Below are 14,327 nucleotides of genomic sequence, written 5' to 3'. Positions count from 1 at the left end.
GTCCTGTTCTGGGCGACATTCGGGTGGTTCATGACCTCAGGGCCGAGCTGGGCGAAGGCTTTCTGGCCATGGCGCTGGTCGAAGCGGTGCCCGCCGGTATCTACGGCAAGGCGGCTTTGCAGGGGCTGAACCAGTGGGGGGCGGTCCAGGACCGAGTGGCACAAACCGACAATGTGCGCGCTGCGCTGGCCCTTGTGGCAACGGGTGCTGCGCCTCTGGGGATCGTCTATCGATCGGATGCGCAGGCGGAACAGCGGGTCAGTGTTGTGGCCAGTTTTCCCACCGACCTGCACCCTCCGATCATCTATCCGGCGGCGATGACAGGTAATGCCACAGGTGCGGCGCGGGCTTTTCTGGATCATCTGCACAGCGATGCGGCTTTGGCGATTTTTCAGGAGCAGGGATTTTCCCTGCCGGGCGGGTGATCGCGTTGGAGTGGTTGGGCCCCGCCGAAGTCGAAGCGCTGAAGCTGTCGCTGCGCGTGTCATTCTGGGCGACGCTGGCGACCTTGCCGGTCGGGATTTTCGTGGCCTACATACTGGCCCGCTGGCGGTTCCCCGGGCGGCAGGTTCTGAATGGTCTGGTGCATTTGCCTTTGATCCTGCCGCCGGTTGTGACGGGGTATCTGCTGTTGCTGACCTTCGGCATTCAGGGGCCGTTGGGGCGGTTTTTGGCCGAGTTCGGCATTGTGGTCGCCTTTCGCTGGACTGGGGCCGCGCTGGCCGCTGGTATCATGGCCTTTCCGCTGATGGTCCGGGCGATACGTCTGTCGATCGAGGCGGTGGACCCGAAGCTGGAACAAGCGGGGGCGACGCTGGGGGCGTCGAGGCTTATGGTGTTTCTGACCGTGACCTTGCCGATGATCCTGCCGGGTGTCATCGCCGGGGCCATTCTGGCCTTTGCAAAGGCCATGGGTGAGTTTGGGGCGACGATTACATTCGTGTCGAATATTCCGGGCCAGACGCAGACATTGCCATCGGCTGTTTACGCCTTTTTGCAGGTGCCGGGGGGCGAAGCTGCTGCAACGCGGCTGGTCCTGATCTCGATCGTCATCGCCACGGGCGCGTTACTGCTGTCGGAATATGTGGGACGGCGCGCCGCCGCGCGGGTGGCCGGATCATGAGCCTGTCTGTTCGCTTGCATCATCAGCTGCTGGGGATCGATCTGGAGGTCAGTTTTGACGCGCCACCCGGTGTGACCGTGCTGTTCGGGCGTTCCGGGTCGGGCAAGACCACGATTGTCAACGCGGTGGCCGGATTGCTGCGGCCGCGCGCGGGCAGGGTGGCCGTGGATGACTGGGTGTTGATTGACACCGAACGCGGGCACTGGCTGCCGCCGCACCGGCGGCGGCTGGGCTATATCTTTCAGGAAGGGCGGTTGTTCCCGCATCTGACCGTTCGCCAGAACCTTGCCTATGGCCGCTGGTTCGCCCCCAAAAGCGCGCGGCGTGAAGACCCGGAAAAAGTCATCGAGATGCTGGGGATCGGCCACCTTCTGAACCGCCGTCCAGCCGGGTTGTCAGGGGGCGAGAAACAGCGCGTGTCGATAGGCAGGGCGTTGCTGGCCAGCCCGCGACTGATCCTTGCAGATGAACCGCTTGCGGCGCTGGACGAGGCCCGCAAGGCGGAGATCCTGCCCTATTTCGAGCGTCTCAGGGATGAGGTGTCTGTCCCGATCCTGTATGTTACCCACTCAGCCGACGAGGTGGCCCGTCTGGCCACATCGGTTGTCGCTTTGCAGGATGGCAGGGTCGTCCGCCATGGCCCCGCGTCCGAGGTTCTGTCCGATCCGTCCGTGGCGCCCGCAGGTGTGCGCGCGGTCGGGGCCGTGTTGGAAGTGCAGGTGCACCGGCACCATGCTGACGGGTTGACCGAGCTGAACGCAAATGGCGCGCGTCTGTTTCTGCCACGTATCGGGCAGGAGGTCGGCGCGCATCTGCGAATTCGCATTCCGGCGCAAGAGGTGATCCTGTCCGTCCAAAAGCCCGAGGGTCTGTCGGCATTGAACGTGCTCAGCGGGACGGTCGACTCGATCCGGTCGGGTGAAGGTCCCGGAGCGATCGTGTCGGTCAGGACACTGGCTGGGACTGTTCTTGCACGGGTCACGCGCCGGTCAGTTGCGGCGTTGAACTTGCAGCCGGGCAGCACGTGCCATGCCGTGATCAAGACGGTTGCACTGGCCCCGCAGAACGTCGGTGGCCGTATCGGGACTGGCACCTGACCTCAGGCAAGTGCGCGGGCTTCGTGTTCCAGCAGGATAAGGCGCGCGGCGCGCCCAAACCCCTGATGGCCAGAGGAGAGACGGTCGGGAAATATGGCGGCCAGTTCCTGGAGCGCGTCGGATGAAAGGGTATGTAGCGCCTCTTCCCCCAGAAACAGGCTTTCTGCCTGTGCCCCATCCGCCGAGAGGATTTCGTGCCGATCCAGCAGGATGTGCAGATACTCGACCGTTTCAACCGAGGTATCGAGCCCTATTCCGGGCCATCTGCACAGGTGCTTGGCGGCAACCAGCGCTTCGGTGGTTCCGAAAAGCAGTTCGACGCGGGGGCCTTTCACCAGAATACGGTGCTGCTGAGACACCAGAAGATCCCGCGAGGGTGTGTTGGGTCCCAGACTGCCTGCCGAGATGCGAACGGGCCACATTGCGGGTTCGTCGCGTAATCGGTCGGGTGGGATCGTGCTGCTTTCGATCCAGCGAATGGGTTGCAACCCGTGATCGGCTGTCGCCACCTTGTCCCCGACCTTCAGGGTCTCGATGGCGCGGGGGCCGTTTTCGGCCTCGATCAGGGTTCCGGCTACGAAACACACGCCTTCGATCCTGATGACCACCTCTACCGGGTCCGGAGAGCCGGTAAACGGAAGTGTAATCGGACCTGCTTGCGTTGTTCCCGAGACACTGATGAAGAAGGAATCAAAGACAACTTGACCATTGTCGAGGCTGTCGAAAAACGTCGGATCGACCGTATAGGTCCACTCTCCGGTATTTGGGTCGATCGTGGCTGTACCGTTGGCAGGGGGTGTCGCAATTGTCCAAGTTTGGGTGAGCGGTGTAAAGTTTCCGTTGTTCAGCGTGGGTTGCCCCATCGCCACATTGGGTGGGGACCCGGTCACGTTGCCGGTCAATTCACCTGTGATCGGAACTGAAACCAACTAGACCTCGCCTTGTTGCAGCATCCGTTCAAATTCCTTCTTTCGGTACAGGCGCATATGAACCTCGCCTGCATCGTCCCGCGTCCATTCGACAATCCGGTTGCGTGTCATGTCGCTGTCCATTCGGTTGGTGCGCACGCGCGGATGCGGGATCTCTTGCTTGAGGATATCAACAATCTGGCTGGTCTGTCCAAACGGCGCGACAAGGTCGATGATCCAGAAGGAAGACCCGCTGGTAAAATCCTTGTCTGTCAGTGACGTTTCTTTCACCGCATAGCGATATTCGGCGTCGGGGCTGAGACCGGCAAAAGTGACAAATCCGCGGGGAAAGCCATTTTGCCTGAAGATCTGGTATTGGCCCAGACGGAACGGGGTTTCGAACGCATAAAGAACTTGCGCAAGGTTACGTTTCTGGTGCGTTTTTGTCAGACCCGCGAGATAGAACATCGCCCCCAGATCCGCATATTTCTCGGGTGGGAAATCGAACCAGTCTTTTGGAAAACTCTTGTTCAACGGAACTGCCGATAGTTTGATGCGTTATTAATTCTTTCGGGTAGTGTACTTGTTTCCGGCGATATGAATAGTGGAATTTCCCCGGATAACTGCGCCGGCGCAGCTGGTGTGCCCCACTTTACTCGCAGGGTGTCGTGGTTATGCTATCGGTATTGGTGCCATTGTTTCGGGATATCTGGATCATGCGTTTTCTCAAGCCATTCATCGCTGCCACACTTGTTATGACGCCTGCGGTGGCCGGGGCCGTTGGGTTCGGCCTGTCAGTCCGGCCGCAGTTCCGAACCGAGATCACGCCCTTGCCGGACGGGGTTTACGAAGTAAAGGCTGTCGGTTCATCCGCGCCGGTCAATTATTGGTGCGGGATCGGAGATTATGCCATTCGCACACTGGGCGTTCCGAACTCGCAGAGGATCTATATCTGGCGGGCGTATGAACCCGGCGTGCGAACGGTGCAGTTTTCCATGACTCCGCCGCCGGGGGCCGATACGAAACCCGGCTATTCGATCACGGTCAAGAAAGTCGGAGCAAACATGTCGGCGGTGTCGGCGCAGAACTATTGCTACGACAATTTCATCATGGACACGTTCTGATCGTCAGACCCATTTTGCCATCGGCGGCAGGCTCATCAGAACGGCATCCGGGTCATGCCCGGTTTCCAGACCGAATTTTGTGCCCCGGTCATAGACAAGGTTGTATTCTGCATAAAGGCCGCGATGCACCAGTTGGGTGGTCTTGTCCGCCTCTGAGAAGTTCTGAACGCGGCGCCTTTCGACCAAGGGCAGGAAGGCGGGCAGAAACGCCCTGCCAATGTCCTGTGTCAGGGCAAAATCCGCCTGCCAGTCACCGGTACAATAGTCGTCCATGAAGATCCCGCCGACGCCGCGCGCGCGTTTGCGGTGAGGGATGTAGAAATACTCGTCAGCCCAGTCCTTGAGGCGCGGGTAATGGGCGGGTCCGTGCGGGTCAAGATGCGCCTTTTGCGTGGCGTGGAAATGCGCGGTGTCCTCGTCATACTCGATGCACGGGTTGAGATCCGAGCCGCCACCGAACCACCAGGCATGGGGTGTCCAGAACACGCGTGTGTTCATGTGGACCGCCGGGACATGGGGGTTCTGCATATGGGCCACAAGGCTGATACCCGACGCCCAGAAGCGCGGATCTTCGGTCATTCCGGGGATGCCCTTGCGCGCCGCCATCGCCTGTTGCGCCCGTTCGCCCAGCGTGCCGTAGACGGTCGAGACATTGACTCCGACCTTTTCAAAAACACGCCCGCCGCGCATGACCGACATCAGCCCGCCGCCCGCGTCTGACCCGTCGTCCGATTGGCGTTTGGTTTCCTTGACCTCGAACCGTCCGGGTGCGGCATCGGCAAACGGCCCGTCGGTGTGGCTGTCTTCAAGGGCTTCGAACGCTGCAACGATGTCATCGCGCAATTGGCGAAACCAGGTGGAGGCGGTAGATTTTTCTGTTTCGAACATGGGTCTTAATGCGCAGGGGCCGCGACCGGGTCAAGCAGGGTACGGCCACCGTCGATTGTCAGGATCTGTCCGGTGACGAAACCAGCTGCATCAGACGCAAGATATTGCGCGGTTTCCGTCAGTTCCGTTGCCGAGGCGATACGGGCCAGGGGCGTATGCTTTTCGATATCGACGCGGTAATCGCGGTTGTCCTTGAGGGTCGATTGCAGCGATGCGCTCATGACCGAACCCAGCGCAATCGAGTTGACGCGAATCCGTTTCGGAGCCAGCGCAACCGCAAGGGACCGGGTCAGCTGATCCAGTGCAGCGGTCGAAACGGAATAGGCCATCAGATCGGGGTGGGTCCGCCGGGCCGCGATCGAGGACAGGTTGATGATCGTCCCCGCCGGGTTTTCGACATCGCCGTCGGCCTGTTTGATCATGCGATTTGCGACCAGCTGGCTGAGCCGCAAGGCGGGCATCAGGTTCTGGTTCAGCAGGGTGCGCATCGAATCGTCATCCGGATCCAGCGGATCAGACGGGATCACCTGTCGTGCGCCGTTGACCAGAATATCCACCTGGTCGAACGCATCCAGCGTCGCAGATAACAGGTTGGCAATGGTCAGCTTTTCGCGCAGATCACCCGCAAAGTACCGGATATTGCTGCCTTCGGCCTGTTCTCCAAGCTCGTCGATCAGGCGTTTTTCATCTATGTCGGCAAACATGACATTTGCGCCCGCATCCGCGAAATGCCGCCCGATGGCCAGGCCGATGCCATTGGCTCCGCCCGTTACGATTGCTGTCTTGCCAGCGATGGAAAAGGACATCCGAATCCTCCTGAATTTGGGCGCAGGTTAACGGGCCTTAACGCCGAGGGCGAGAGGCCTGGAACACCTTGAACCGGTTGTCGCCGGCAATTTCACCGACCTGAGCGAAATGTTCGTTCAGTGTAGCTTCGTAGGGAAGGTGCCGGTTGGCGACCATCCAAAGGGTTCCGTTGCGTGTCAGATTGCGGGCAGCAGAGGCTATGAACCCTTGCCCCAAGGCGGGATCCGCGCTGCGTGACGTGTGAAATGGCGGGTTCATCACAACGGTATCGATAGGTTCCGGAGCGGCCCAGGATACGGCATCGCTCCAGTGGAAATGCGCCTGGGATTGGGTGACGTTAAGCCGCGCGCAGGTCAGGGCTGCATGGTCTGCTTCGACCACATGCAGCGAGGTTATCCCGCCGCGTTTCAGGATTTCCGCAGACAGATACCCCCATCCCGCACCCAGATCGGCCACGCAGGGACCAAGCCGGTCAGGCAGAGTCTTCAGCAGCAGGGCCGAGGCAGGATCAATGCCGTCGGCTGAAAACACACCCGGTGCTGTGTGGTATCCGTCAACCATCTGATGTTTCGGCGTGGCCCAGTCTGCAAAAGCCTGATCATCGGCCTGAAACCAGAAAATCTTGCCATGTGCTTTGGAAAGCTGTCCCTCGACCGGAACCCGCTTGCGCACATCCTTCAATATGCTGTCCACACCATCGGTCTTGGCACCGTCGATGACAATCAGGCCGCTCGCCCGCGCACAGGCCTGATGAATGAGCGACCGGGCCAGTGCCTTGGCGCGGGGCAGAAAGACAATGGCGTCCTGACAGGGGCCATCTGCGTCGGACACCGTTTCAAAACCCTGCGCGGCGAAATGGTCGTGAAAGGGTTTGAAGGGCTGCACAATCTGCGCACCGTCCCCCAGAGCAGACAGATAATGGTCGGGCGTGGGGCAGATCACACTAAGAGGGGGGGACAGCGTAAGGCCGTTTTGCAAGGCAAGTTCCAGACGAGGGGACATGGGCAATTCCGGCTGAGAGAGGGGCGCGCGTCAGGCCAAAGGCCTTACTCTTCGCGTTCCATTGTGCATTGCAAAGGGTGCTGGTGCCGGCGGGCAAAGTCCATCACCTGTCCAACTTTGGTCTCGGCGATCTCGTGGCTGAAAACCCCGACAACGGCCACGCCTTTCTTGTGAACGGTCAGCATGATCTCGAACGCCTGCGCATGGGTCATGCCGAAGAAACGTTCAAGCACATGCACCACAAATTCCATCGGTGTATAGTCGTCGTTCAGCAACAGGACCTTGTACAAAGGCGGACGCTTGGTTTTTGGGCGTGTCTGTACCAGGACGGACGCGTCACTGTCGTCGTCCGGCTTGTCAGACATCATCCAGGTCAATTCAAGCATCGTGTGCAACTGTCCGATTCAGGCTTGGGGTTTATCTTGGCGCTTATATAACGTGTGCATGGCTGGTGAAAAGAGCAAGCGGACGTAAACAGGATGACGACCAAGCTGACGACAATCGGGTTCGATGCAGACGACACCCTTTGGCATAACGAACGGTTTTTTCAGCTGACGCAGGCTCGTTTTGCTGAACTCTTGGCCGATCATGCCAATCGTGATCACCTGATGGAGCGACTTCTTGCGGCTGAAAAGCGCAACATTCAGCACTATGGGTATGGCATCAAGGGATTTGTCCTGTCGATGATCGAGACGGCGATCGAAGTTACCGAAAGCCGCGTTCCGGCCTGGGTCATCCGGCAGCTGATCGAAGCGGGGCAAGAGATGCTGGCCCATCCCATCGAGTTGTTGCCCCATGCCCGCGAGGCCGTCGAGGGCGTTGCCGATGCGTATCGGGTCATTCTGATCACCAAGGGTGATCTGATCGATCAGGAGCGCAAACTGGCCCAGTCCGGGCTGGGTGATCTGTTCGATGGTGTGGAAATCGTTTCCGAAAAGACCCCCGAAACCTATCGGTTTGTATTCGACCGTCATGGTGATGGCCCGACTGCCGCAATGATGGTCGGCAATTCCATGCGGTCAGATGTCGTTGCCCCGATTCAGGCCGGGTGCTGGGGTGTCTACGTGCCCCACGGTCTGGTCTGGGAGGTGGAACATGCCGAAGCCCCTGTCGACAGCCCCCGATTCCGCGAGTTGAGAGATTTGGGCGATCTGACCGATCTGCTGGGCAACCTGAAGTGATGTTGCCTTTTCGCCTCAGTTTCACATAAACCCTGCCGCAACCGGGCGCAGTTTCGTCTTTATCGCGCATTTGGTGGTTCTGAGGGGGAATTTAGCAAGATATAGCCTCAGCCCAGAAGCAAATCGAAACTGCGAAAACCTCAGCTTTCGGTTTATTTCATTGGGTCGCTGTGATAGCCTTGGGGACAATAAAATAATTTTTGCTGACCGGGAAAACCCGGCAGCGCGAGGCAGACAGAGGCAAAGATCGTGCAGATTCGGCGGACAGTTCCGGCCCGAATGGGCTTTTTCCTTATAGCGTTGCTATGTGTGCTGGCGTTTGCGCCGCTCAGGTCCATGGCAGCGCCTTACGCAGCTATGGTGATCGACGCCCGAACTGGCGAGGTGCTGCATTCACGAAATGCGGATGCGCGGCTGCACCCGGCCTCGCTGACCAAGATGATGACGCTCTACATCGCGTTTGAGGCGGTGCGAAACGGCGAGATCACACTGGACACACCCGTTCGGATTACCCAGAAGGCGGCGGCCGAGCCCCCGTCGAAGCTGGGCCTGCGCGCGGGCCAGACGATTGCGTTCCGCTATCTGATCCGCGCCGCTGCGGTAAAATCGGCCAACGACGCGGCCACGGCGATCGGCATTGCCATCAGTGGCTCGGAAGCGGCCTTTGCCCGCCGTATGACCCGAACCGCCAAAGCGATGGGCATGAGCCGCACGACCTTCAAGAATGCGCATGGTCTGACTGAGGCAGGGCACCTGTCCAGCGCGCGTGACATGACCACGCTGGGACGGCATCTGCTGTATGATTACCCGCAGTATTATAACCTGTTCTCGCGCCAATCGACGGATGCCGGTATCAAGACTGTTCCCAACACCAACCGCCGCCTGCTGGCGGCCTATAAGGGTGCGGACGGAATAAAGACCGGATACACACGTGCGGCGGGGTTCAACCTGGTGGCGTCGGCCAAACGCAAGGATGAGCGTATCATTGCAACTGTCTTTGGTGGTAAATCCGGGGCGTCGCGGAATGCCAAGGTTGCGGAATTGCTGGATTTGGGGTTTCGCCGTGCCCCGTCTCGTGCACCTATCCGCAAACCTGAGCGCCCGGTCTATGCGGGCAATGTCGGGTTGGGGGGCGATACCCAAGTTGCAGCGCTGAGCGGAGCACCGAAATCCAGCCTGCGCCCGCTTGGGCGCCCGAGTGCCACAACACAGGTTGCAAGTGCGGTCGCGGTCGTGGCGGACCAGAACAGCGACCGTATCAGCAGCGGTATTGCTGCGGCGATTGCCGAAGCGGATGTTGCCCCAACCGCCCCGCCGGTTGAAACATCCGACACACGCCCGGCGCTGCGCCCGGACAATCTGGTGCTGGCCTCGACCGAACCCGCCAGCCCACCAGAGCCCGAGCAGGAAGTGATTACCCGTCTGTCCTCGTCCGGTGGGCATCTGTGGGGGGTCAATGTGGGCCGCTACACCACACGATACGAGGCCGAGAAGATTCTGCTGAAAACGGCGCTGTCGGAAATGACCACGCTGGATGGCAGTCTGCGCAAGGTCAGTCAGAGCTCGCGCGGCTTTGATGCGACATTCCAGGGCATGACGCGGGAACAGGCCGATCTGGCGTGTCGCCGTCTGCAAGCCCGCAATGTCACCTGTTTCATGATCGGGCCATCATAAGGTCCGGCATAATCTCTCCTGTTGGGTCTGGGCTGCGGTCATCCGCGGCCCTTTTTTAATCGAAGACGTGACCGTGCTGATATTGCTCGTCCTGTCCCGCGGCGGCGGTCAGGGCGGCGACATTGTCCTTGGTGAAGAACCCGTCATACTTGTGACACCGCTCGATATATTCGGTGATCAGAAGCGTATTCTGCGAGTGTTTCGAGAAGATCTGTTTCAGGTTCGGGTCGTCTTTGCATTCGCCCACCACATGGGCCAGGAACGGCACACCCTTGTCCTTCAGCGTGTTCACGACAAAGTCGACATTCTTTTCCCCGGCGCCATGGTCGCCATCCTTGATCTCGACGGCCATGTGATGCAGGCGGCGGCCAAAATTGCGCACAAAATCCTCGGTCGGCATCGGCAGCTTGGCGAATGAGTTGACGAAGGACGGCGTGTTGTTGGCGGTGAAAACTTTGGCCGGAGATTTCTTGTCATCGTCCACATTGGCGTTGCGGTTCACATTGGTGGACGAGTTCATGTCGAAGATGTTGTAGGCCCCCCAGAAATAATAGGGCACCATGGTCAGGAATTCGAGGATCGCATCCTCGCGCTCACCCGCCAGCACGCGCGTCGCCAGATGATCGATGCCCAGCATCAAAGGAGCGATTTTGCTGTCCGATCCGAACGCGGCTGCCTGATCCAGCCGGGCTTGTTCCGCTTCGCTCAATAACACGCGATCACCAAGGCCCAGGCTGTCTGTGTCGTTGAAATCAAGTGTCGAATACCCGACCCGGTTACAGGTGAAATCGGACGGGGTCGTAAAGCGGAAGCCGTCCAATGTGTAGAACGGGTTTTCGGTATCTCCGGCATATTCGAAGCGGATATTCTGATCCTCAAGCGTCCCGGTCAGCGCCTTCAGATCACTGGCTGCGAAAACCTCGCCAACATACCGCGTTTGCGGCGTGTTGCGGGCCAGCGGGTACATGCGATTGATGCGGGGAATGAAGTCTTCGAAACCCGGGCTGAGTGGGGCCATCACGATCAGCGCGGGATAGTCGGGATGCGAATGCAGGACCGAAAATTTGTGGGTCTGCCCCAGATAGCTGGCGGTGTGGCGATAGGGTGTCATCACGTAAAGTTCGACCAGCGTATCGAACAGCGCGTCGGTTTCGACCTGCATACAGATCGCGCGCATTGGCCCGACCTGATCGGTGATGCCCGAGCTTGTCCGGCGCTCGTAGATTTTCGGAAGGTATTCCGCGAAGAAGTCCGAGTTCTTCTTGTCGCCCCGGGGTTGATAGGACATCAGATCAAAGGACATTCGACTACCTCCTTGCGCGACACCCCAACCGGGGCGAGCGATCGTTTGAAATTGTAGGTTTCAGAACATGTGCTTGCCCGTCATGCTAGGCGCTGAGACCTGTACGGGCAACAGTCGTGAAATTGGGTTGCCGACGTTAACGCATGATGGTCAGCGGGTGAATTTCGTCACATCGACACCGCCCCCGATCAGGCTTTCGCGAACTGAGCGGGCGATTTGAACCGCGGTCGGGCCGTCGCCGTGCAGGCAGATTGTGTCGATGGACGTTTCCAGCCGCTTGCCGCTTTCGGTGATGATCGCACCTTCGCGGACCATGTTCAGGATGCGCGGGCCTGCGACCTCGGCATCGTGGATAACGGCGCCGGGCAGGCTGCGGTCGACCAATGTTCCGTCGTCGTTATAGGCTCGGTCGGCAAAAATCTCGCCCACCCAGTTGCACCCGAGCTCACGCACGGCCTCTTCCTGTTTTGTCACGGCCAGCACCATGACGATGATATCGGGATCAACATCCAATGCACCCTGATAACAGGCGTGCGCCATTTCGATATCGGCCGAACACATATTGGCCAGCGCCCCGTGCAGTTTCAGGTGCCGCACTTTGGTGCCAACTGCGGTGGCCATGCCGATTGCGGCCCCCAGTTGATACCGGACCAGATTGCGCAGGTTGTCATGGGGCAACTTCATGTTCCGCCGACCAAACCCCTGCAGATCGGGAAAGCCGGGATGCGCGCCGATGCCTACATCGTTTTCGGCCGCCAGTTTCATCGTTGATGCCATCACATCCGGATCACCGGCATGAAACCCACAAGCGATGTTGGCCGAGGTGATGATTTTCAGCAGGCTTTCGTCATCGCCCATTTTCCAGGGGCCAAAACTTTCCCCCAAATCGGCATTCAGATCGACGCTTGGCATTGGCACATCTCCTTAGTCGGTGGCAGAGATCACTCCGCCGATCAATTGGTAGGACAACAGGTCCGGTATGTCATGGGGATCACGCACCAGTGCCTCGACTTTTGAGGGCAGGCGCGCAAGGTCTGACAGGAACGCTTTGTGCATTTCTTCTGCTTGTTCCATGCTGACAAATTCGAACCGGATGTCGCCGCCTGCGGGTGTCTGTGCCGCGCGGGACATATCGCATGGCAGAACGGTCGCGATACGAGGGTACCCGCCCGTGGTCTGACATTCCGGCAACAGGATGAACGGGTCGCCAGTGCCGGTCATCTGGATATCGCCGGGGGTGATCACCTCGGACAAGATGTTCAGCTGGCCCGAGGCGGCAAAGCCATCGCCGTCGCTATCTACCTGCATGCCCATCCGGTTGGCGCGTGCGCCGCGCCGGAAATTGGTTTGGGCAAACCGTTCAAGCGTCGCGCCGTCAAACAAAGGTGTCTGAAAACTGGCAACCACATGCAGCACCCCGCCCGAAAACCGCTCGACAGCAGCCAGTTTCATCCCGCTGTTGCCTGCATCCGGTCCACAGGTCAGCCTGTCACCCTGCTGTAACGCCCGGCCAATCCGCGCTGTCAGATGGGTAGAGCGGGACCCCAGAAAAACCTCGGCATCAATGCCGCCGCCGAGATGCAGATAGCCATAGTTTCCAGCCAGCGTCGCCCCGATGTTCAGCTTTTGCCCGGCGCTCAGTTGGTGCGACGCGTTCCAGGCCACAGGGCTGCCATCAATGCTGGCCTGCATTCGTGCGCCAGTCAGGGCGATGCGCATGTTATGCGTCGCCTCGAACTCGCCCCCCATCCCGGCCATTTCCAGCGCGGCAAGGTTTGGGCTCTGATCCAGCAACGCCGCCCCTTCGTGCAGGGCCAGAATGTCCGCGGCCCCGGACCGGGACAGCCCTTGATCCAGATAGCCTGTGCGCCCCTGATCCTGAATGGTGCAGGCCGGGCCAATCCGGTGGACGATCAGGCTCATGGCGCGATCTCCTCACAGGTTGCGCCGCCTGTGCCGTCCTCGTTGTTGGCCTTGATGTGTTCCAGAACGTCGCGGGAAACGGGCTCGAACAACAGTTCATCGCCGGGTCTGAGGGTAAAGGCCTCGACCCTTTCGGGACGGAAACACCGAAAGGCGGTCTGCCCGATATGCCGCCACCCGGTTGGCGTCGGCCCGGAAAACAGAACAAATTGCGAGATCGCCAGAACCAAAGCGCCTTCCGGCACCATGGGGGTCAGGCTTTGCAGCCGGTGAATGTTGAACTCGGGTCCCAGAGGCCCAAGATATGGCTGCCCCGGAGCGAAGCCGATGGTCAGAACCCGCACGCGGGACTGTCCAAGCCGACGTATTGCTTCTTCCGGCGACAGGCCGGCAGCAACGGCGGCATCGTCAAGCTGGGGCGCAAGGTCGGTCCCGTAAACCGTCGGAACGCGCCACAACCTGCGGCCCGCGGGCAGCGGTGTAGTGTACCAGTCCTTCTGCTCAACCAGATCCCGAAGCTTTTGCAGCATTTTCTGATGAGAGATGCGCTGCGTGTCGAACCGAACAAAGGCCGAGCCGAGGGAGGCTGACGACTCGGTCACCTCATCCCAGTGCAGACGATCGACTTCGGCTCGAAATGCCAGCGCTGCCCGGTTCGCGGTGTCGGTCATCCTATCTGCAAAGGTCACCAGCGCGCCGTCAAATCCGACGGTTCTGACCAAAGGAAACTGAACATTGCGCGCCATTGCTGATCTGCTTTCGGATCGAAGAGTGAATTGGTGGAACCTGACCGCATCTTTAGGGGATACGCAAGACAGGGTGTTCAATAGCGGACATCGTGCCTGTTCCGTCCACATCCCTGTAGGGAGCGACCCGCAGTATTAGGCGTCCGGTAGGGGAGAGGGGATTTCGACCGGATTCTGGCCGCATTTCCGACTCGTTTTCCAGTTTCGAGTCGCCCTGACTTGTATCTTGAAATCGCGGAGTCTCTATATCTTGTAGTGGCCCATTTTGTTTTATGGGGCTTGCCAGTCAGATCATGCCCAACTGCACCCGGACAGAAGGGCGGCGGTCAATTTCGACGGCGTTTAAGTCGTTGAAATAGCGTAATTATAAAAGAAAGTTCAAAAAAAAGATCAATAACGTCATTTTCTGCTTGCGGGATTTGAGAGTAATACTTAGAACGCCCTTCACCGGCGCTGCTGAGGCGGTGCTGACGGGTCGGAGAGACGGCCTGACGGACTGGAAAGACGGTTGAGACGCTCAGGAGAGACTGGGGGCATCTTGTGTTGAGGTT

The 14,327-nt window shown here is 59.4% G+C and carries 16 protein-coding genes and 1 pseudogene; 6 read left to right on the top strand and 11 right to left on the bottom strand.

What is annotated here, in order from left to right:
* The 3 genes from modA to modC form a co-directional block, all read left to right on the top strand.
* A partial coding sequence (modA, locus tag AC2FND_RS17170; protein ID WP_496771054.1) for a molybdate ABC transporter substrate-binding protein occupies positions 1-425 on the top strand: 425 nt, incomplete at its 5' end.
* 5 nt (positions 426-430) lie between these two features.
* On the top strand, positions 431-1,123 hold the full coding sequence (gene modB / locus AC2FND_RS17165; protein ID WP_496771053.1) for a molybdate ABC transporter permease subunit: 693 nt from the start codon (positions 431-433) through the stop codon (positions 1,121-1,123).
* Positions 1,120-2,220, top strand: coding sequence for a molybdenum ABC transporter ATP-binding protein (modC, locus tag AC2FND_RS17160; protein ID WP_496771052.1), 1,101 nt, complete (start codon positions 1,120-1,122; stop codon positions 2,218-2,220). Before modB ends, modC begins: the two co-directional genes overlap by 4 nt.
* Before the next feature lie 2 nt (positions 2,221-2,222).
* Here the strand turns inward: modC and AC2FND_RS17155 are convergent, their stop codons facing one another.
* Both AC2FND_RS17155 and AC2FND_RS17150 read right to left on the bottom strand, forming a co-directional pair.
* Positions 2,223-3,149, bottom strand: a complete 927-nt coding sequence (locus AC2FND_RS17155; protein WP_496771051.1) for a Hint domain-containing protein — start codon at positions 3,147-3,149, stop codon at positions 2,223-2,225.
* Entirely contained in the window at positions 3,150-3,662 is a 513-nt protein-coding gene (locus tag AC2FND_RS17150; protein ID WP_209507836.1) for a toxin-activating lysine-acyltransferase, read from the bottom strand.
* A 140-nt stretch (positions 3,663-3,802) separates the two neighbouring features.
* On the opposite strand from AC2FND_RS17150, the gene AC2FND_RS17145 reads away from it, so the two are divergent.
* Complete coding sequence (locus AC2FND_RS17145) at positions 3,803-4,252, top strand: hypothetical protein (protein WP_480483337.1); 450 nt, start codon at positions 3,803-3,805, stop codon at positions 4,250-4,252.
* Positions 4,253-4,255: 3 nt separating this feature from the next.
* On the opposite strand, the gene hemF is transcribed toward AC2FND_RS17145, so the two are convergent.
* The 4 genes from hemF to clpS are packed head-to-tail and all read right to left on the bottom strand — an operon-like array spanning position 4,256 to position 7,335.
* A complete protein-coding gene (gene hemF, locus AC2FND_RS17140) occupies positions 4,256-5,140 on the bottom strand; it encodes an oxygen-dependent coproporphyrinogen oxidase (RefSeq protein WP_496771050.1) in 885 nt (294 codons plus the stop codon).
* Between the two features lie 5 nt (positions 5,141-5,145).
* On the bottom strand, positions 5,146-5,946 hold the full coding sequence (locus AC2FND_RS17135; protein ID WP_209507832.1) for an SDR family NAD(P)-dependent oxidoreductase: 801 nt from the start codon (positions 5,944-5,946) through the stop codon (positions 5,146-5,148).
* Between the two features lie 37 nt (positions 5,947-5,983).
* Entirely contained in the window at positions 5,984-6,949 is a 966-nt protein-coding gene (locus AC2FND_RS17130) for a class I SAM-dependent methyltransferase (RefSeq protein ID WP_496771049.1), read from the bottom strand.
* Positions 6,950-6,993: 44 nt separating this feature from the next.
* Complete coding sequence (clpS, locus tag AC2FND_RS17125) at positions 6,994-7,335, bottom strand: ATP-dependent Clp protease adapter ClpS (protein WP_209507827.1); 342 nt, start codon at positions 7,333-7,335, stop codon at positions 6,994-6,996.
* A 93-nt stretch (positions 7,336-7,428) separates the two neighbouring features.
* Between clpS and AC2FND_RS17120 the strand changes: the two genes are divergently transcribed.
* Both AC2FND_RS17120 and AC2FND_RS17115 read left to right on the top strand, forming a co-directional pair.
* Positions 7,429-8,130, top strand: a complete 702-nt coding sequence (locus AC2FND_RS17120) for an HAD family hydrolase (RefSeq protein WP_209507825.1) — start codon at positions 7,429-7,431, stop codon at positions 8,128-8,130.
* 279 nt (positions 8,131-8,409) lie between these two features.
* Positions 8,410-9,804, top strand: a complete 1,395-nt coding sequence (locus tag AC2FND_RS17115; RefSeq protein ID WP_209507823.1) for a D-alanyl-D-alanine carboxypeptidase family protein — start codon at positions 8,410-8,412, stop codon at positions 9,802-9,804.
* A gap of 55 nt (positions 9,805-9,859) precedes the next feature.
* Here the strand turns inward: AC2FND_RS17115 and AC2FND_RS17110 are convergent, their stop codons facing one another.
* From AC2FND_RS17110 to AC2FND_RS17090, 5 genes and pseudogenes are all read right to left on the bottom strand, one after another.
* A complete protein-coding gene (locus tag AC2FND_RS17110) occupies positions 9,860-11,107 on the bottom strand; it encodes a hypothetical protein (protein ID WP_496771048.1) in 1,248 nt (415 codons plus the stop codon).
* 150 nt (positions 11,108-11,257) lie between these two features.
* A complete protein-coding gene (locus AC2FND_RS17105) occupies positions 11,258-12,019 on the bottom strand; it encodes a LamB/YcsF family protein (RefSeq protein WP_496771047.1) in 762 nt (253 codons plus the stop codon).
* Between the two features lie 12 nt (positions 12,020-12,031).
* Positions 12,032-13,030, bottom strand: coding sequence for a 5-oxoprolinase subunit C family protein (locus tag AC2FND_RS17100; protein WP_496771046.1), 999 nt, complete (start codon positions 13,028-13,030; stop codon positions 12,032-12,034).
* Positions 13,027-13,776: a 5-oxoprolinase subunit B family protein gene (locus AC2FND_RS17095; protein ID WP_496771045.1), complete on the bottom strand. Its 750-nt coding sequence runs from the start codon at positions 13,774-13,776 to the stop codon at positions 13,027-13,029. The genes AC2FND_RS17100 and AC2FND_RS17095 overlap by 4 nt, the downstream gene beginning before the upstream one ends.
* A 326-nt stretch (positions 13,777-14,102) precedes the next feature.
* Positions 14,103-14,327 (bottom strand): annotated as a pseudogene (locus AC2FND_RS17090) (hypothetical protein); the annotation flags it as partial.

Source organism: Ruegeria sp. BHSB056 (assembly GCF_059613305.1).
This window is presented reverse-complemented; position numbering and strand designations above follow the sequence as displayed.

Excerpts from the sequence above, each read along its gene's own strand:
- modC (WP_496771052.1), top strand. The coding sequence starts at position 1,120 with ATGAGCCTGTCTGTTCGCTTGCATCATCAGCTGCTGGGGATCGATCTG.
- AC2FND_RS17145 (WP_480483337.1), top strand. The coding sequence starts at position 3,803 with ATGCTATCGGTATTGGTGCCATTGTTTCGGGATATCTGGATCATGCGT.
- hemF (WP_496771050.1), bottom strand. The coding sequence starts at position 5,140 with ATGTTCGAAACAGAAAAATCTACCGCCTCCACCTGGTTTCGCCAATTG.
- AC2FND_RS17135 (WP_209507832.1), bottom strand. The coding sequence starts at position 5,946 with ATGTCCTTTTCCATCGCTGGCAAGACAGCAATCGTAACGGGCGGAGCC.
- AC2FND_RS17130 (WP_496771049.1), bottom strand. The coding sequence starts at position 6,949 with ATGTCCCCTCGTCTGGAACTTGCCTTGCAAAACGGCCTTACGCTGTCC.
- clpS (WP_209507827.1), bottom strand. The coding sequence starts at position 7,335 with ATGCTTGAATTGACCTGGATGATGTCTGACAAGCCGGACGACGACAGT.
- AC2FND_RS17120 (WP_209507825.1), top strand. The coding sequence starts at position 7,429 with ATGACGACCAAGCTGACGACAATCGGGTTCGATGCAGACGACACCCTT.
- AC2FND_RS17115 (WP_209507823.1), top strand. The coding sequence starts at position 8,410 with ATGGGCTTTTTCCTTATAGCGTTGCTATGTGTGCTGGCGTTTGCGCCG.
- AC2FND_RS17110 (WP_496771048.1), bottom strand. The coding sequence starts at position 11,107 with ATGTCCTTTGATCTGATGTCCTATCAACCCCGGGGCGACAAGAAGAAC.
- AC2FND_RS17105 (WP_496771047.1), bottom strand. The coding sequence starts at position 12,019 with ATGCCAAGCGTCGATCTGAATGCCGATTTGGGGGAAAGTTTTGGCCCC.
- AC2FND_RS17100 (WP_496771046.1), bottom strand. The coding sequence starts at position 13,030 with ATGAGCCTGATCGTCCACCGGATTGGCCCGGCCTGCACCATTCAGGAT.
- AC2FND_RS17095 (WP_496771045.1), bottom strand. The coding sequence starts at position 13,776 with ATGGCGCGCAATGTTCAGTTTCCTTTGGTCAGAACCGTCGGATTTGAC.